General features: G+C 64.4%; 15 protein-coding genes. 4 read left to right on the forward strand and 11 right to left on the reverse strand.

Annotation, left to right across the window (positions count from 1 at the left end):
* Positions 1 to 272: 272 nt before the first annotated feature.
* Together cysK and PZL22_RS19770 are read right to left on the reverse strand one after the other, a co-directional pair.
* On the reverse strand, positions 273 to 1241 hold the full coding sequence (gene cysK, locus PZL22_RS19765; RefSeq protein WP_003527809.1) for a cysteine synthase A: 969 nt from the start codon (positions 1239 to 1241) through the stop codon (positions 273 to 275).
* 138 nt (positions 1242 to 1379) lie between these two features.
* The gene (locus tag PZL22_RS19770; RefSeq protein ID WP_003527807.1) at positions 1380 to 1997 is read right to left on the reverse strand and encodes a LysE family translocator; all 618 of its coding nucleotides are present in this window, start codon (positions 1995 to 1997) and stop codon (positions 1380 to 1382) included.
* Positions 1998 to 2159: 162 nt separating this feature from the next.
* Here PZL22_RS19770 and PZL22_RS19775 point away from each other — a divergent pair, with 162 nt between their 5' ends.
* On the forward strand, positions 2160 to 2792 hold the full coding sequence (locus tag PZL22_RS19775; protein ID WP_003527805.1) for a LysE family translocator: 633 nt from the start codon (positions 2160 to 2162) through the stop codon (positions 2790 to 2792).
* On the opposite strand, the gene PZL22_RS19780 is transcribed toward PZL22_RS19775, so the two are convergent.
* Positions 2789 to 3703, reverse strand: coding sequence for a DMT family transporter (locus PZL22_RS19780; protein ID WP_010968515.1), 915 nt, complete (start codon positions 3701 to 3703; stop codon positions 2789 to 2791). The genes PZL22_RS19775 and PZL22_RS19780 overlap by 4 nt on opposite strands.
* 134 nt (positions 3704 to 3837) lie before the next feature.
* Between PZL22_RS19780 and PZL22_RS19785 the strand changes: the two genes are divergently transcribed.
* On the forward strand, positions 3838 to 4275 hold the full coding sequence (locus PZL22_RS19785; protein WP_003527801.1) for an Lrp/AsnC family transcriptional regulator: 438 nt from the start codon (positions 3838 to 3840) through the stop codon (positions 4273 to 4275).
* Here PZL22_RS19785 and dut read toward each other — a convergent pair.
* Complete coding sequence (gene dut / locus PZL22_RS19790) at positions 4268 to 4750, reverse strand: dUTP diphosphatase (protein ID WP_003527798.1); 483 nt, start codon at positions 4748 to 4750, stop codon at positions 4268 to 4270. The genes PZL22_RS19785 and dut overlap by 8 nt on opposite strands.
* A gap of 98 nt (positions 4751 to 4848) precedes the next feature.
* Between dut and PZL22_RS19795 the strand changes: the two genes are divergently transcribed.
* Positions 4849 to 6432: a peptide chain release factor 3 gene (locus PZL22_RS19795; RefSeq protein ID WP_284718542.1), complete on the forward strand. Its 1584-nt coding sequence runs from the start codon at positions 4849 to 4851 to the stop codon at positions 6430 to 6432.
* Between the two features lie 16 nt (positions 6433 to 6448).
* On the opposite strand, the gene PZL22_RS19800 is transcribed toward PZL22_RS19795, so the two are convergent.
* Both PZL22_RS19800 and PZL22_RS19805 read right to left on the reverse strand, forming a co-directional pair.
* Entirely contained in the window at positions 6449 to 7345 is an 897-nt protein-coding gene (locus PZL22_RS19800; protein ID WP_003527795.1) for a DMT family transporter, read from the reverse strand.
* 84 nt (positions 7346 to 7429) lie between these two features.
* Complete coding sequence (locus tag PZL22_RS19805) at positions 7430 to 8239, reverse strand: AraC family transcriptional regulator (RefSeq protein ID WP_003527793.1); 810 nt, start codon at positions 8237 to 8239, stop codon at positions 7430 to 7432.
* 117 nt (positions 8240 to 8356) lie between these two features.
* Between PZL22_RS19805 and PZL22_RS19810 the strand changes: the two genes are divergently transcribed.
* The gene (locus tag PZL22_RS19810; protein WP_003527791.1) at positions 8357 to 9340 is read left to right on the forward strand and encodes an NAD-dependent epimerase/dehydratase family protein; all 984 of its coding nucleotides are present in this window, start codon (positions 8357 to 8359) and stop codon (positions 9338 to 9340) included.
* 4 nt (positions 9341 to 9344) lie between these two features.
* Here the strand turns inward: PZL22_RS19810 and PZL22_RS19815 are convergent, their stop codons facing one another.
* From PZL22_RS19815 to PZL22_RS19835, 5 genes are all read right to left on the reverse strand, one after another.
* On the reverse strand, positions 9345 to 9749 hold the full coding sequence (locus tag PZL22_RS19815) for a GFA family protein (RefSeq protein WP_003527790.1): 405 nt from the start codon (positions 9747 to 9749) through the stop codon (positions 9345 to 9347).
* Between the two features lie 76 nt (positions 9750 to 9825).
* Positions 9826 to 10626: a 5-deoxy-glucuronate isomerase gene (gene iolB, locus PZL22_RS19820; RefSeq protein ID WP_003527789.1), complete on the reverse strand. Its 801-nt coding sequence runs from the start codon at positions 10624 to 10626 to the stop codon at positions 9826 to 9828.
* 133 nt (positions 10627 to 10759) lie between these two features.
* The gene (iolE, locus tag PZL22_RS19825) at positions 10760 to 11662 is read right to left on the reverse strand and encodes a myo-inosose-2 dehydratase (protein ID WP_003527788.1); all 903 of its coding nucleotides are present in this window, start codon (positions 11660 to 11662) and stop codon (positions 10760 to 10762) included.
* A 171-nt stretch (positions 11663 to 11833) separates the two neighbouring features.
* On the reverse strand, positions 11834 to 13687 hold the full coding sequence (iolD, locus tag PZL22_RS19830) for a 3D-(3,5/4)-trihydroxycyclohexane-1,2-dione acylhydrolase (decyclizing) (RefSeq protein ID WP_003527787.1): 1854 nt from the start codon (positions 13685 to 13687) through the stop codon (positions 11834 to 11836).
* 49 nt (positions 13688 to 13736) lie between these two features.
* Positions 13737 to 15689, reverse strand: a complete 1953-nt coding sequence (locus PZL22_RS19835) for a bifunctional 5-dehydro-2-deoxygluconokinase/5-dehydro-2-deoxyphosphogluconate aldolase (protein WP_003527786.1) — start codon at positions 15687 to 15689, stop codon at positions 13737 to 13739.
* Positions 15690 to 15769 lie beyond the last annotated feature (80 nt).

A 15769-nucleotide genomic window follows, 5' to 3' on the forward strand; every position in this document is an offset into this window, starting at 1 on the left:
CCACGATGAGGAACCGACCGCGATCCTGCTTCTCCGTAACCCCCAAAGGTTCTGGTGCCGGCGATCCGACGGTCGGCGCCTTTGGCCGGGCGGCCGCCCGGCCAAAGGCATACCGAATCCTTTACAACATTTCTTATGCAAGGTGCCGGCAGGCGGATGAGGGGCGGGTGACCGCTAATGCCAATGTTAGCGCATACGGGTTTGATCCCAAGGATCCATCCGCAAGCCTCGGCACAGCAGGCCGGATGAGGGGGATGCCGCGACTGCCGGCGCTAGGCTCCCAATCCCTCGAACAGCACCGTCGAAAGATACCGCTCGGCAAAGGACGGAATGATCACGACGATATTCCTGCCGGCGTTTTCCTCGCGCTGTCCCACCTCTATCGCCGCCTGGAGCGCGGCACCGGCGGAGATGCCGACCGGCACGCCTTCGAGTCTCGCGACGAGCCGCGCCGCCTCTATGGCCTCGCCGGCATTTACCGTGACGACTTCGTCATAGACGCTCGTGTCGAGGATCGCCGGTGCGAAACCCGCGCCGATACCCTGGATCTTGTGCGGACCCGGGGCGCCGCCGGAAAGGATAGGGGATTCTTCGGGCTCGACGGCGATCACCCTGACCGATGGCTTACGGGCCTTGAGCACCTGGCCGGCACCGGTGATGGTGCCGCCGGTGCCGATGCCGGACACGAGGATGTCGACTGCGCCTTCCGTGTCGTTCCAGATCTCCTCGGCGGTCGTCGTGCGGTGGATTTCCGGATTGGCCGGGTTCTCGAACTGCTGCGGAATGATCGCGTCGGGCAGCGTCTCGGTGAGTTCCTGGGCCTTGGCGATTGCGCCCTTCATGCCCTTGGCGCCTTCCGTCAGCACCAGTTCGGCACCGAGAAGCGTCAGCATCTTGCGGCGTTCGACCGACATCGTCTCGGGCATGGTGAGGATCAGCCTGTAGCCCTTGGCGGCCGCGACGAAGGCGAGTGCTATGCCCGTATTGCCCGAAGTCGGCTCGACCAGCGTCGTGCGGCCGGGCGTGATCTTCCCTTGCGCCTCGAGCGATTCGATCATCGCGACGCCGATGCGGTCCTTGACGGAGCCGATCGGGTTGAAGAATTCGAGCTTGGCGAGCAGGTTCGCCTTCACGCCCTTTTCCTTGGCGAGCTTGTCCAGCCGCACGATGGGAGTGTCGCCGATCGTCTCGGTGATCGAGGAAAAGACGCGGCCGCGGCCGGGCTTGCGCGCTTCAGGCATATGGTTTCTCCCTTCGTTCTTGAAGTTGTCGCTGCGACAATAGGAGCTATGCGGGCTTCCTTCCAGAGCGGGAACGCCTTGGATCGATGGTGCTGAAGGAAAAAACCGTTGCGAAGCGGCCCGCAGGGAAATCTTTTTTCAGGTCGCGCGGGTCGCAATGTAAGCGGCCGTTCCGGCGAGAATGCCGGCCGCGGCCCGGTTCAGAACCTTCAGTGCCTGCGGCTCTTTCAGGAGCGAGCGGGCTCGGGCCGCAAGCAGCATATAGGGCAGCAGCACGGCAAGAAGCACGAGGAAAGTCGCCACAAGCAGCAGTCCGTAGTCGCGCATCCCGATCGAGGCGAGATCGATCAGCGTCGGAACCAGCGCCACATAGAAAAGCATCGTCTTCGGATTGCCGAGCGTGACCGTCAGACCCGAGAGGAAGGAGAGCGCCGCACTCGTCGACTTCCGCGCCTCGATGTTCTGCGACAGGAGCCCGGCCGTCCAGAGCTTCCAGGCGATATAGCCGAGATAGAGCGCGCCGGCGATCTTCACGACCAGGAACGCGGTCGTGAATGTCTGGGCGATGAAGGCGAGCCCGAGCACCACCGCCGTCAGATAGACCATGTCGCCGACGATGAGGCCGAGGCCCATGAAGAAGGTTTCCCGAAAGCCCGATCCCAGGGCTCGGGCAACGAGCGCCGTCACGCCCGGGCCGGGAATGATCCCGGCGATGAAGAGAGCGCCGCTATAGGCGAGAAGAGCCGCAAGTGTCACGATCGTTCCTCCTGATAGGGGCAGGTGTACCGCAATCTGCCGCAGAGGAAAATCCGGGTGGCATCCCCATTTAGGCGCGAAAATTGATCGGGTGACAAGAACGGCGTTGCCCTTCGCGGTAGAGCCGTACACCTTCCGGAAAACATCGGAGACCGGCGCCCCATGCCCGAAATTCAGAACCTCCTGGGCTTCGCACTGATCGCACTCGGCATGGTGCTGACGCCGGGGCCGAACATGATCTATCTGATCTCGCGCTCGATCTGCCAGGGACCGGGGGCGGGGCTGATCTCGCTTGGGGGAATAGCGCTCGGCTTCGTCTGTTACATGGTGTCTGCCGCGCTCGGCATTACCGCCCTGCTTCTTGCGGTCCCTTTTGCCTATGATGTCCTTCGTTTCGCAGGTGCGCTTTACCTGCTTTATCTCGCCTGGCAGGCGGTTCGTCCCGGCGGCCGCTCGATCTTTCAAGTACGCGACCTGCCGAAGGATCGCCCGCGCAAGCTCTTCGCGATGGGCCTCTTCACCAGCCTGCTCAACCCGAAGGTGGCCATCCTCTACCTGTCGCTGCTGCCGCAATTCATCCGCCCCGAGGCCGGCAACGTGCTCGCGCAGTCCCTCGTCTTCGGCAGCGTGCAGATCGCGATCAGCGTCAGCGTCAATGCGCTGATCGCGGTGACCGCCGGAGCGGTGGCCGCCTTCCTCTCTGGCCGCCCGTCCTTCATGCTGGTGCAGCGCTGGCTCATGAGCACGGCGCTCGCGGGTCTTGCCATCAGCATGGCCGCGGAGGCGCGGCGTTAGAGGCTTCCTTCCGCCGGACGCTTGGCGGACGGTGACGAAGGCTTAAGGGTCCAGCCGAGATTGGTGCCCGCGGCAGCAATGAGGATCGCGACCGAGCCCGCGATCTGCACCGGCTGCAGAGCGTGGCCGAACGCGATGCGGTCCACCAGGATCGCGGCTACCGGATAGATGAAGGAAAGGGCGCCTGTCATGTGGGTCGGCAGCTTCTGTATGGCGCCGTAAAGCAGAATATACATGATGCCGGTATGAACTACACCGACGGTCAGCAGCAGCGCCCACTGGACCATTCCCTGCGGCAGCGGCGCGACAAGGGCGAAGGGGGCGAGCATGGCCGCTCCGGTGATGACCTGCACCAGCGCGATCAGATGCGGCGGCGTGCCCTTGAGGAGCTTGGTGACGAGCGCCGCGATGGCGTAGAAGAAGGCGGCGCCGAGCGACAGTGCTATCCCGGCGAGATAGTCGCTGGGTTCATAAGTGCCCGCGGGCTTGGCGAGGACGATCGCGATCATGCCTGCGAAGGAGAGCGAGAGCCAGAGGAGCTTGCTGGCGGTGATCTTCTCACCGAGAAAAAGCGCACCGAGCCCGAGCAGCATGAAGGGCTGCGTGTTGTAGACCATGGTCGCGATGGAGATCGAGGCGCGGGGATAGGCGGCGAAGAGCAGGAGCCAGTTCACGACGATCGCGACCCCGCCCAGAGCGGAAAGAACGATGACCTTCATCCGCAAATGTCTCAGGTCGATGAGGCCGAAGACCGCCGCAAGCGCGGCGAGCGTTGCAGCCCCGAACACGCAACGCCAGAAGACGACGCCCGCGACGGGCTGGCCTGACATCAGCACGAACCAGCCGATCGTTCCCGAAATAAGCATCGCCGCCGTCATTTCCGCGCTTCCGCGCCGTATGTCCTTATCCATGGCCTTGGCTCCATCCATTGTGCTTCAAGAATAATGAGCCTGTTGGCGCAGGGATATGGATATTGAGAGGGAAATATAGGAAGACACCTAACGGATTAAGGTGGTAAGGCTAATTTGGCTTATGAGGGAATTACATGTTGGACGAGCTCGACCGCCGCATTCTCGAAATTTTGGCCGCCAACGCCCGGGTGTCGCTGAAGGAACTGGCGCAGGAGGCGGGCCTTTCCTCGCCGAGTGCGGCGGAGCGGCTGCGCAAGCTCGAGGAGCGCGGCGTGCTCGACGGCTTCACGATCTCGGTCAATCCGGCGCGTCTCGGCTATCCGCTGCAGGCGATCGTCCGCATCCGGCCGATGCCGGGCATGCTGCATATCGTTGAAAGGCTGATCCAGGAAACGCCCGAATTCATTGAATGCGACAAGGTCACGGGGGACGACTGCTTCATCGCCAAGATGCTGGTGCGCGACATGGCGGAACTCGACACGATCCTCGATCGCATCGCGGAAAAGGCGCAGACGAACACGTCGATCGTCAAATCCTCGCCGGTCAAGCGGCGCCTGCCACCGCTTATTTAGTTCCGGTCGAGCCGAAGCCGCCAGCCCCGCGCGCCGTCGTCGTCGCGCCATCCGCCTCGCGGATCGCCAGCTGGGTCACCGGGGCGATTACCATCTGGGCGATACGCATGCCGCGCTCGACCGCGAAATCCTCCGCACCGAGATTGACGAGCAGCACCTTCACCTCTCCGCGATAGTCGCTGTCGACGGTGCCCGGCGTGTTGAGGCAGGTGATGCCGTGCTTGAAGGCCAGCCCGGAGCGCGGCCGGATCTGTCCTTCATGACCGGCGGGGATCTCGAAGATAAAGCCCGTCGGGACCAATGCGCGCTCTCCCGGCCGGATCGTCATCGGTTCGTCGGCCGGCAGGGCCGCGCGCAGGTCCATGCCGGCGGCACCCGCGGTCTCGTAGGCCGGCAGGTCGAGACCCTCGCCATGAGGCAGACGGACGAGGGTGAGGCCAGGGGTCAGGGCAGGTCGATTTTCGGGCGTGTGCATGGTCATTCCGTCATAAGCACGGCCGGGCTTGCCGCAGTCAATTGCATATTGGCCCCCGAGCCTGTAAAGGACGCCGCAACTCACAGGATACTCAGATCATGGCCGAAAGCATTGCCGAGGCGGTCTCCCGCCGCCGCACATTTGCGATCATTTCGCACCCGGACGCCGGTAAGACGACGCTCACCGAGAAGCTTCTGCTCTTCGGCGGCGCGATCCAGCTCGCCGGCGAGGTCAAGGCCAAGAAGGACCGTATCCAGACCCGCTCGGACTGGATGAAGATCGAGCGCGAGCGCGGCATCTCGGTCGTCACCTCGGTGATGACCTTCGAATACAACGATACCGTTTTCAACCTGCTCGACACACCCGGTCACGAAGACTTTGCCGACGACACCTATCGCACGCTGACGGCGGTCGATGCAGCCGTCATGGTGATCGACGCGGCCAAGGGTATCGAGCCGCGCACGCTCAAGCTCTTCGAGGTCTGCCGCCTGCGCGATATCCCGATCATCACCTTCGTCAACAAGATGGACCGCGAAAGCCGCGACCCCTTCGAAATCCTCGACGAGGTCGAGCAGAAGCTGGCGCTCGACTGCGCGCCGGTCACCTGGCCGATCGGCCGCTCCAAGACCTTCTGCGGCACCTATCATCTTGCCACCGACGAGGTGCGCGGCGCCGACACGCAGGAGCGGCTGACCAAGGTCAACGATCCGGAAATGGCTTCGCACCGTCTGCCCGAGAACGAGCGCGACACCTTCATCGAGGAAACGTCCCTTGCGATCGAGGCGTGCAAGCCCTTCGACCGCAAGGCCTTTCTCGAGGGTCATCTGACGCCGGTGTTCTTCGGCTCGGCGCTGCGGAACTTCGGCGTGCGCGACCTGATCAATGCGCTCGCCGACTTCGCGCCGCCGCCGCGGGCCCAGGTTGCCGACATCCGCACCGTCGAGGCGACGGACGACAGGATGACCGCCTTCGTCTTCAAGATCCAGGCGAACATGGACCCGAACCACCGCGACCGCATCGCTTTCGTCCGCGTCTGCTCGGGCAAGCTCGAGCGCGGCATGAAGGCGCGGCTGTCGCGCACCGGCAAGCAGATGGGCCTGACGGCGCCGCAATTCTTCTTTGCCTCGCAGCGCCAGCTCGCCGATACGGCTTTCGCCGGCGACGTCGTCGGCATTCCGAACCACGGCACGCTGAGGATCGGCGATACGCTGACGGAGGGCGAGCCGCTCGTGTTCCAGGGCGTGCCGAACTTCGCACCGGAAATTCTCCGCCGCGTCCGGCTGGAAGATGCGATGAAGGCGAAGAAGCTGAAAGAGGCGCTGCAGCAGATGGCGGAGGAGGGCGTCGTGCAGCTCTTTTCTCCGGACGACGGTGCGCCTGCGATCGTCGGCGTCGTCGGCGCGCTTCAGCTCGACGTCCTCAGGGAACGCCTGCAGGCGGAATACAGCCTGCCGGTCTCCTTCGAGATGTCGCGCTTCTCCATCTGCCGCTGGATCTCCGCCGAGAGCCCGGCCGATCTCGAAAAGTTCATTGCGACCCACCGCGGCGACATCGCGCGAGACCTCGACGGCGACCCGGTATACCTGGCGCAGGACGGGTTCTCGCTGCACTACGAGTCGGAGCGCTATCCGGCGGTCAAGATGGTGGCGATCAAGGAGTATCACGTCGCCAAGGCGGCGTGATCGCGCCTTCGCCGGATTACGCCTCTCCGGCCCGCTCCGGACTGGCCCTGCGAAGGCCGAGGCTCAGCACGGCGACCAGCACGCATGCCATGCCGATCATCTGATTGGCGGTGATCGTCTCGCCGAGAACGGCGGCGGCGAGGAGCAGCGCGGAAACCGGTGCCAAGGCGGTGAAGACTGAGGCCTCCGTGCCGCTCACCTTCTGAAGTCCCGCATACCAGAGCACGAAGCCCCCGACCGTCGGCACGAGCGCGTAATAGGCCACCGCCGCCAGGGCCGGGGCGCCTGTCGCACCCATCGAAGGAAGCTCTGCAAGCGCGAACGGGAGCGCAATTGCACCGCCGAAGCCCGTCATCAGCGCCGACAGGCCAAGCGGCGGAATCGCGACGCTGACGCGCTTGTTGAGCAGAATGAACAGGCCTTCGCAGATGACCGCGCCGAAGATCAGCGCGCTGCCGGCAAGCGAATGCGCGGCGTTCGCATCCGGCCGGAAGACGATCGCGAGAACGCCGGCCGCCGCCAGGCAAGAGGCCGCGAGCACGGAGCGATGCGGACGCTCGCCGAGAACCATGATGGCGATCGCGGCGGAGACGACGGGAAGCGTTCCGATGATGACGCCGGCATCGGCCGCGGAGGTGAGCTTCAGGCCGGAAATGAGCAGAGTCGTATAGCCGACGCTGCCGGCGCCTGCCTGAAACAGGAGGATGAGCCAATCGCTCTTCGGCAGCTTGGGCCAGGACGCCCCGGTCGCTCGCATCAGGCCCAGGAAAAGAGGGAAGGCGATGGCAAAACGCAGCGCCGTTGCCGTGAACGGCGGCAGGCCGGCGGCGATGATCTTGCTCGCGATCACGGTGCTGCCGACGAGCACCATGGCGAGCGACAAAAAGACATATCCCTGAACCTGCTTCGACATCCTGCCACCGTTCCCGATTGATGATGGCGGCAGAAGAACCGATCGGCAGCGCGCGGTCTTGTACGGAATTGCAAGGCGTTGAATTCAGTTCACCGCTTGCGCATAGGCACCGGGCGAGAAGCCGTATTTGCGCACGAACACGCGTGTCATGTGGCTCTGGTCTACGAAGCCCCCGGCCGCTGCCGCTTCCGCGAGCGGCGTGCCCTCGGCGATCAGCCGCCGGACGATGTCTATCCGGCGTTGGAGGAGATAGGCATGGGGCGTAAGCCCCGTCGCCCTGGAAAAGCCGCGCACGAGCTGGAAGCGGCTCAGGCCGCTCTCGAGGGCGAGGTCCGCGAGCGTAAGCGACGCCAGCGGATCGTCCTCGATCAGGCTTATGGCCGAGGCGACCGACCTCGGCACGCCTGCCGGTGCATCCGTCGGGGCAAGCTGCATCGCCTCCGCGAACAGGGTGACGGCCAGTTCATCCCAGCGAAGCATCGTCTCGGTGCCGTCGGCGGCCCCGGCAGCCGCGAAGATCGCGCCGAAGCGGGCTGCCAGCCCGGTGCTTCTGATCACCGGGTCCGAGAATTCGCAACCCGACCTTTTCCCTTCGGTGACGTCATCGACGAGCGAGGCGACCAGCGGCGGATCGAGATAGAGCATCCGCCAGGACCGGCCCGCGTCGCCGATGGGGGCGCCGTCATGGACCTCACCGGGATTGACGGTGATCACGTCGCCCGCTTCCGCCTCGACGGTTCCGCGGCCGCTCAGCGACGTCTGCGCGCCCGCATGGATCAGGCCGATGCCGAACTGCTCGTGCGTATGGCGCGCGAAACTGTGGTTCGTCGTCGCTTCCACCACGTCGACGCCGGCGATGCGGCGCGGCAGCACCCTGAAATGCCCTTTCGCCATGCCCGGTTCGCCGTCTCCGTTCTTCCTTGTGCCTCGATGGTGGTATAGCGCTTCCGCCCCCTGTCGCAAAGCGCGGGCGGTTTGGTAGGCTTGGCAGCGAGGTAAAAGGAGCGACGCATGACGATATTGGTGACAGGAAGCGCCGGCCACCTGGGCGAAGCATTGATGCGGGTGTTGCGCGGGGCGGGCCGCGACGTTCGCGGCATCGACATCAAGGGCTCCCCTTTCACCGATGCGGTCGGGTCGATTGCCGACCGCCGCTTCGTCCGTCAGGCAATGAAGGACGTGCGCGCCGTCATCCATTCCGCGACCCTGCACAAGCCGCACGTGGCGACGCACGGTTATTGCGAATTCGTCGATACCAATGTCGCCGGCACGGTCAATCTGCTGGAAGAGGCGGCCGGAGCGGGCGTCGGCGCCTTTGTCTTCACCAGCACCACGAGCGCGTTCGGTTCGGCCCTGACACCGGCGCCCCGTGAGCCGGCAGCCTGGATCACAGAGGATGTCCAGCCGATCCCGCGCAACATCTACGGTGTGAGCAAAGTCGCAGCGGAAGGGTTCTGCGAGCTTTTCGCGCGGCGGCATGGTCTGCCGGCCGTCATTCTCCGGACCTCGCGCTTCTTTCCCGAGGCCGATGACGATGCGGAAATGCGCGGCCGCTTCGAAACGGCCAATGCGCAGGCGAACGAATTGCTCTACCGGCGCGCGGATATCGAGGACGTCGCGAGCGCCCATCTATCGGCCCTCGACCGGGCGAGGGAGATCGGCTTTGGCCGCTTCATCGTCTCGGCCCCGACGCCTTTCACGCGCGACGATCTCGCAACTCTTCGGGAGAATGCCCCATCCGTCGTCTTCAGCCGCTTTCCCGAATGCGAGGCGCTTTATGCGCAACGCGGGTGGCGGCTCTTTCCGACGATCGATCGGGTCTATGTGAGCGCGCGCGCGACGGCTTGCCTCGGCTGGCGGCCGAAATACGATTTTGCCCATGTGTTGAATTGCCTGCGCCGCGGCGAGGATTTTCGCAGCCCGCTCGCGATCGAGATCGGGTCCAAGGGCTACCACGACACGGTCTTTACGGATGGGCCCTATCCGGTCGCCTGAACCGTCAATCCCGAGGCAGCCCCGGCAGCTTGCCGATGTCGCCGGACCAGGGCAGGGCGGAGGAACACCAGATCTGCTTGCGTGGTGCAAGTTCACGCCGCTGGTTTACGGTGCCGACGCGGATGCCGATCTCCTCGGCGTCCTCGTCGGTGCCCGTCGTGTAGACCGGTGAGCCGCAATTGGGGCAGAAGAACTGCAGCCGCTTGCGTCCGTTTTCGCCGGTCTTGACATAAAGCTTCGGCTCGCCGCCGGTCAGCCGGAACGATGATCGAGGCGTGCTGGTGCTGACGCGGTAGGCGGTGCCGGTCAGCCGTTGGCAATCGGTGCAATGGCAGATCGTCACGTGCTCCGGATCGATCTCCGCCTCGTAGGTAACGAAGCCGCAATGGCACTGGCCGTCGATATGCATGAATCGCTCCTCGTCGCTTGCTTCGGCAAGATACGATAGGGCGAAGGCTCCATTCGTCCAGTGCGACCTCCGCCGGTTAAACGCCGGTGAACAGCCACTCGTGTTCCCTCGCATTGTGGAACTTCCAGATCCGCTTCGGCCCCGCCATGACGTTGAGATAATAGGAATCGTAGCCGTGGATCGCAGCGACTGGATGGTACCCCTTCGGTACCAGCGTTACGTCGCCATCCTCCACCGCCATGGTCTCGTCCAGCGAGCGGTCGTCGGTATAGACGCGCTGCATGGCAAAACCCTGCGGCGGGTTGAGGCGGTGATAATAGGTCTCCTCGAGATAGCTTTCGGCCGGGAGATTGTCCTCGTCGTGCTTGTGCGGCGGATAGGAGGAGGTGTGACCGCCCGGCGTGATCACCTCCACGACCAGCAGCGACTGCGCCGATCCGTCGTCCTCCGGCATGATGTTCGTGACGTAGCGTGTGTTGGTGCCCTTGCCGCGCGTCATCTGCGGATGCGTACCGGGGCGGATGACCTTCGCCTTGAAGCCTTCGCCGCCCGGCGCGGAGCAGACGGCGAGGTCGAGATCGGTGGCCGCTTCGGCCTGCCAGCTGCTGCCCTTCGGCACATAGACCGCATAGGGCCGGCCCTCGAAAGGCGTCATGCGCTCGCCGAGCTCGCCGAAGTCCTCGCCGCCGACGGAAATCTTCGCCTTGCCGCTGACGAGCACGAGGCAGAGCTCCTTCTCCCCCGCTTCGCCGCCGGCCGTTTCGCCGGGCCGCAGCCGATGAAGTGCGAAGCCGACATAGGTCCAGCCGGCACTCTCGGGCGTGATCTCCTGCATCAGGCCGGCCTGGACCTTGGGTTTGACGAGCAGTCTCGACATGTACGGTCTCCTGAACGCGGGTTTCTGTGGTCTGCCTCTCCCCGCAGGCGGGGGGAGAGACACGGGAGGCGGCGCGGCATATCCCTTCTCCCCGCGCGCGGGGAGAAGGTGGCGGCAGCCGGATGAGGGGCAATTACGCCCGATCGAGCCCGGCCTCCCTCGCAAACGTCTTCAGCGATTTCAGCCCGAGCGACTGGTACTCGAAGGGGTTGCGCACCGCCGAATCCTGTTCGGCTTCGATCACCAGCCAGCCGTCATAGCCGTGTTCGGCCGCAATTTTGAGAACAGGCAGGAAATCGACGCCGCCTTCCTCATCGCCCGGAACCGTAAAGACGCCGCGTCGCACACCCTCGAGGAAGGAGAGACCTTCGCCTTCGACCACCTTGCGGACCGCCGGGCGGACGTTCTTGCAATGAATGTGACGGACGCGGCCCATATATTTCCGCGCCACTTCCGCCGGGTCGGAACCGCCGAACCAGGCATGGCCGGTGTCGAGCAGCAGTTTGGTCGCCGGACCGGTGTTCCGCATCAGGAGGTCGATCTCCTCGCCGGTCTGGACGATCGTGCCCATGTGGTGGTGGTAGACGAGATCGATGCCCTGGCCTGCGCAAAATTCGGCGATCGCCTCGAGGTCGGCGCCGAATTGCTCCCACTTGTCCGCCGGCAGAACCGGCTTGTCCTTCACGAGCGACTTGGAATCGTCTCCGTGAATCGCGTTCGAGGTCTCGCAGACGATCGCCACCTTGCAACCATTGTGCTTCAGGAGGTCGAGATGCGGCTGGATAGCCTTCTTCTCCGCTTCGACATCATGGGTGAGGAGGTTGGTCGAGTGCCAGCCCGAGACGAAGACGAGATCATAACTTGAGAGCTTCTGCTTCAGCGCTTCGGGGTCGGACGGCATCTTGTGACCCTTTTCGATGCCGTCGAAGCCGATCTTCCGGCAATCGGAGAGGCAGTCCTCGAGCGTCAGATGCGCGCCGATCGAATGGTCGTCGTCATTGCTCCAGGCGATCGGGTTGGTTCCGTAACGGATCATGTGTTTTGCTTTCTGCTGTCGTATCTTAAGGCGGATGCTTCGCTCTGTTGCGTGCCGATATGCCCCTCATCCGGCTGCCGCCACCTTCCCCCGCTGTGCGGGGAGAAGGGACTCCCGAGGACTAGTCCTCGGGTACACCCGAGGAGAGGGGCCGCTGGCCGGATTCCAATGTCAACCAAACCGCCGCGCCTGGAGGGCCTTTTCGTAGCCTTCGCGGGCGGCCTTCACCTGATCGCGGTCGGAAACCTCCGGCACCGCGACGTCCCACCAGTGCCCGCCGGCCTCCGTTGTGATCAGCGGATCGGTATCGATGACGATGACGGTCGTGCGCACCTCGTCGGCGGTCTCCGCGAGCGCAGCTTCGAGCTCGGGGATCGAGCCGACCTTGCGGGTCACGGCGCCCATGGCGGCGGCGTGCGCGGCGAAGTCGATCTGAGGCAGCTCCACATGATGCGTGTCCTTCAACAGATTGTTGAAATTGGCGCCGCCCGTTTCCATCTGCAGCCGGTTGATGCAGCCATAGCCGGCATTGTCGAGCAGCACGACGGTGAATTTGGCGCCGAGCATGATCGAAGAGGCGATCTCCGAGTTCAGCATCATGTAGCTGCCGTCGCCCACCATGACGATCACGTCGCTATCGGGCTTGGCAAGCTTCACGCCCAGGCCGCCGGCGACTTCGTAGCCCATGGTCGAAAAGCCGTATTCCATGTGATAGCCGCCTGGCTCTTCGGCCTGCCACAGCTTGTGCAGCTCGCCCGGAAGCCCCCCGGCGGCGCAGACGAGCGTCGTTTTTCTGCCGCCGCGGGCGCGCTGGACGGCGCCGATGACCTGGGCATCGGAGGGAAGCGCCGCATTGGTGGTGGCGGTCGCCCTCTCGGCCGCAGCAAGCCATTCGGCCTTGCCCGCTTTTGCCCTCTCGGTCCAGGCACTATCGGCCTTGTAGCTGCCGAGTCCGCCGGAGATGCGGTTGAGGCCGGCCCGCGCGTCGGAAATCAGCGGCTGTCCCTCGTGCTTGCCGGCGTCGAAGGCCTGGACATTGAGGCCGATGATCTTCAGTGCCTCGTTTTTGAAAAGCGCCCAGGACCCGGTGGTGAAATCCTGCAGCCGTGAGCCGACGGCAAGCACCACATCGGCCTCTTCCGCCAATGCGTTGGAGGCGGACGTGCCGGTGACGCCGACGGAACCCATATTCAGCGGATGCGAATGCGGCAGAGCGGACTTGCCGGCCTGCGTCTCGACGACCGGAATGCCGTGTTTCTCGGCGAAGGCGGCGAGTTCGGCGCTCGCTTCCGAATAAAGCACGCCGCCGCCGGCGATGATGATCGGCTTCTTCGCGGATCTGAGCGCCTCGATTGCCGATGCCAGCTCGTCGAGATCAGGCTCGATTCGACGCGGCACCCAGACCTTCTCGTCGAAGAAGGATTCCGGATAGTCATAGGCTTCCGCCTGCACGTCCTGGCAGAGCGATAGCGTCACCGGGCCGCAATCGGCAGGATCCGTCAGCACCTGCATGGCGCGGCGAAGCGCCGGGATAATCTGCTCGGGCCGGGTGATGCGATCGAAATAGCGCGAGACGGGCTTGAAGCAGTCATTCGCCGAGATCGTGCCGTCCCCGAAACTCTCCACCTGCTGCAGCACCGGATCGGGCCTGCGGTTGGCGAAGACGTCGCCGGGAAGGAGCAGGACCGGCAGCCGGTTGACATGCGCCAGCGCGGCCGAGGTCACCATGTTGAGCGCGCCCGGGCCGATCGAGGTGGTGCAGGCCATGAAGCGGCGGCGGAAGCTCGCCTTGGCGAAGGCGATCGCCGCATTCGCCATGCCCTGTTCGTTCTGGGCACGGTAGGTCGGGAGCGTTTCGCGAACGCCGTAAAGCGCTTCGCCGACGCCGGCGACGTTGCCATGGCCGAAGATGGCGAAGACGCCGCCGAAGATCGGCACGCGCTCGCCGTCGATGATCGTCATCTGCCGGGTCAGGAACCGCGCCACGGCCTGTGCCATGGTCAGGCGCACGGTTTTCTGGCTCATTTGTTTCCTCCTCGCGGCCGCATCCTTGCGCCGCCTTTTCATTTGACCGCTACGCCGCCTTGGTCTCACCCAATTGCAGCCAGAGATCGACGAGCGCCTTGAACTTCGCCGCCATGTCGGAGACTGCCTGCTCGTCGGTCATCCTGCCGGCGAGCCAGGCCTTGGCGGCGTCGGCGAAGATCGTCCGGCCGACGGCAAATCCCTTGACCGTCTTCGACGTTCTGGCGGCGGCGAATCCGTCCTTCAGCACCTCGTAGGGTGCTTCCAGGCCGAGGAGCACCACGCCCCGGCAAAGCGGATCGCGCGTCTCGATCACGGCGTCGATCGCAGCCCAGGCGGCGCGGCTCGCTTGCGGCTCGAGCTTCCACCAGTCCGGCTTCAGGCCGGCATCATAGAGCTCCTCCAGCGCCCGCGGAATGGTCCGGTCGTCGAGTTTTCCGTGCTTGCCGGCGATAATCTCGATCAGGATCTCGCGCCCGACCTTGCGCGCCGCCTCGAAGGCCGAACGCAACTTTGCGACCTGAGCGGCCTTGAGTTCGGCCGGATCGTCGGGATGGTAGAAGGAAAGCACCTTGATGCAATGGTCGACCGGCCAGTCGACAAGGCGGCTGCCGAGGTCCTGGCTGAATTCGAAGGTGAGCGGCCGCGAGCCCGGAAGCTCGATCGGCTTGCCGATCCAGAAGTCGCGATGGGCACCGGCGGCATAGAGCGCATCGCGGCCGTATTTGTCGTCGATCAGCATGCCGAAGCCGGAGCGGCCTTGAGCCACCTCTGCCGCCGCCTTGACGGCGAGCACCTTGAAGGCCGGGATGCGCGAGAGCAGTTCGGGATTTCCCTCGGCAATGTCCTCGAGCTGACTGCGATGGTCGACGGCGAGCGCCATCAGGAGCGGGATGTCGCGCCGGCGCGTCGTCGCCCAGTGCACGTGGTTGATCGCCTCGTCCTTGCGCAGCGCCTTCTCCTTGCTGCCGTGTTCGAGGAAATATTGAAGTTCGGTCCAGGTCGGGATTTCCGGCGCGCAGAGCAGGCGCGAAACCGCGAAGGCGCCGCAGGCGTTGGCCCAGGTGGCGGAAGTCGCGTGCGGCTCGCCGGTGAGCCAGCCGCGCAGAAAGCCCGACATGAAGGCGTCGCCGGCGCCGAGAACGTTATAGACCTCGATTGGAAAACCCTTGCCGACGATACCGTCTTCGAGATCGTCCGAGATCGGTCCATCATAGACGATGCAGCCCATCGGCCCGCGTTTGAGCACGATCGTGGCTTTGGAGAGTGAGCGAATGGTCTTGAGCGCCGCGAGGAGGTCGCTTTCGCCGGAGGCGATCAGCACCTCTTCCTCGGTGCCGACGATCAGGTCGCAATCGCCGAGCACGGTCTTCAGATGCGCCGAAACGCGGTCCGAGGCGATGTAGCGGCTCTCGCCCGCATCGTGGCCCGCAAGACCCCATAGATTAGGGCGGTAATCGATGTCGAAGACGATCCTGGCGCCGCTTTCCTTGGCGATCCTTATCGCCTTGCGCTGGGCGGCGTCCGCATTCGGCTTGGCGAAATGCGTGCCGGTGACGAGGACCGCGCGCGCGGAACGGATGAAATCCTCGGAAATATCGTCCTCACAAAGCGCGTTGTCGGCGCAATTGTCGCGATAGAAAAGGAGCGGGAAGGATTTGTCGTTCTCGACGGAGAGGATCGCAAGTGCGGTCAGCCGCTCCGGGTCGGTGACGATGCCGCGCGTCTCGACGCCTTCGCGCTGAAGCTGCTCGCGGATGAAGCGGCCCATCTGTTCGTCGCCGACGCGTGTCAGGAGCGCCGATTTCAGGCCGAGGCGCGCTGTGCCCACGGAAATGTTGCAGGGGCAGCCGCCGACCGATTTGGCGAAGCTCGCCACGTCCTCGAGCCGCGTGCCGATCTGCTGCCCGTAGAGGTCGACCGAAGCTCTGCCGATCGTGATGAGGTCGAGGGGCTTGGCACCCGCACCTGATGGAACTTGGGCCGATGGAATCTGGCTCACTGCTTCCTCCCCGCGGACGCCGGACCGGCGCCGACAAATATGCCTATGCCATGGGTGACGAGCATATGAAACATAAATTC

Source organism: Ensifer meliloti (genome assembly GCF_030064585.1).
GTDB lineage: Bacteria > Pseudomonadota > Alphaproteobacteria > Rhizobiales > Rhizobiaceae > Sinorhizobium > Sinorhizobium meliloti.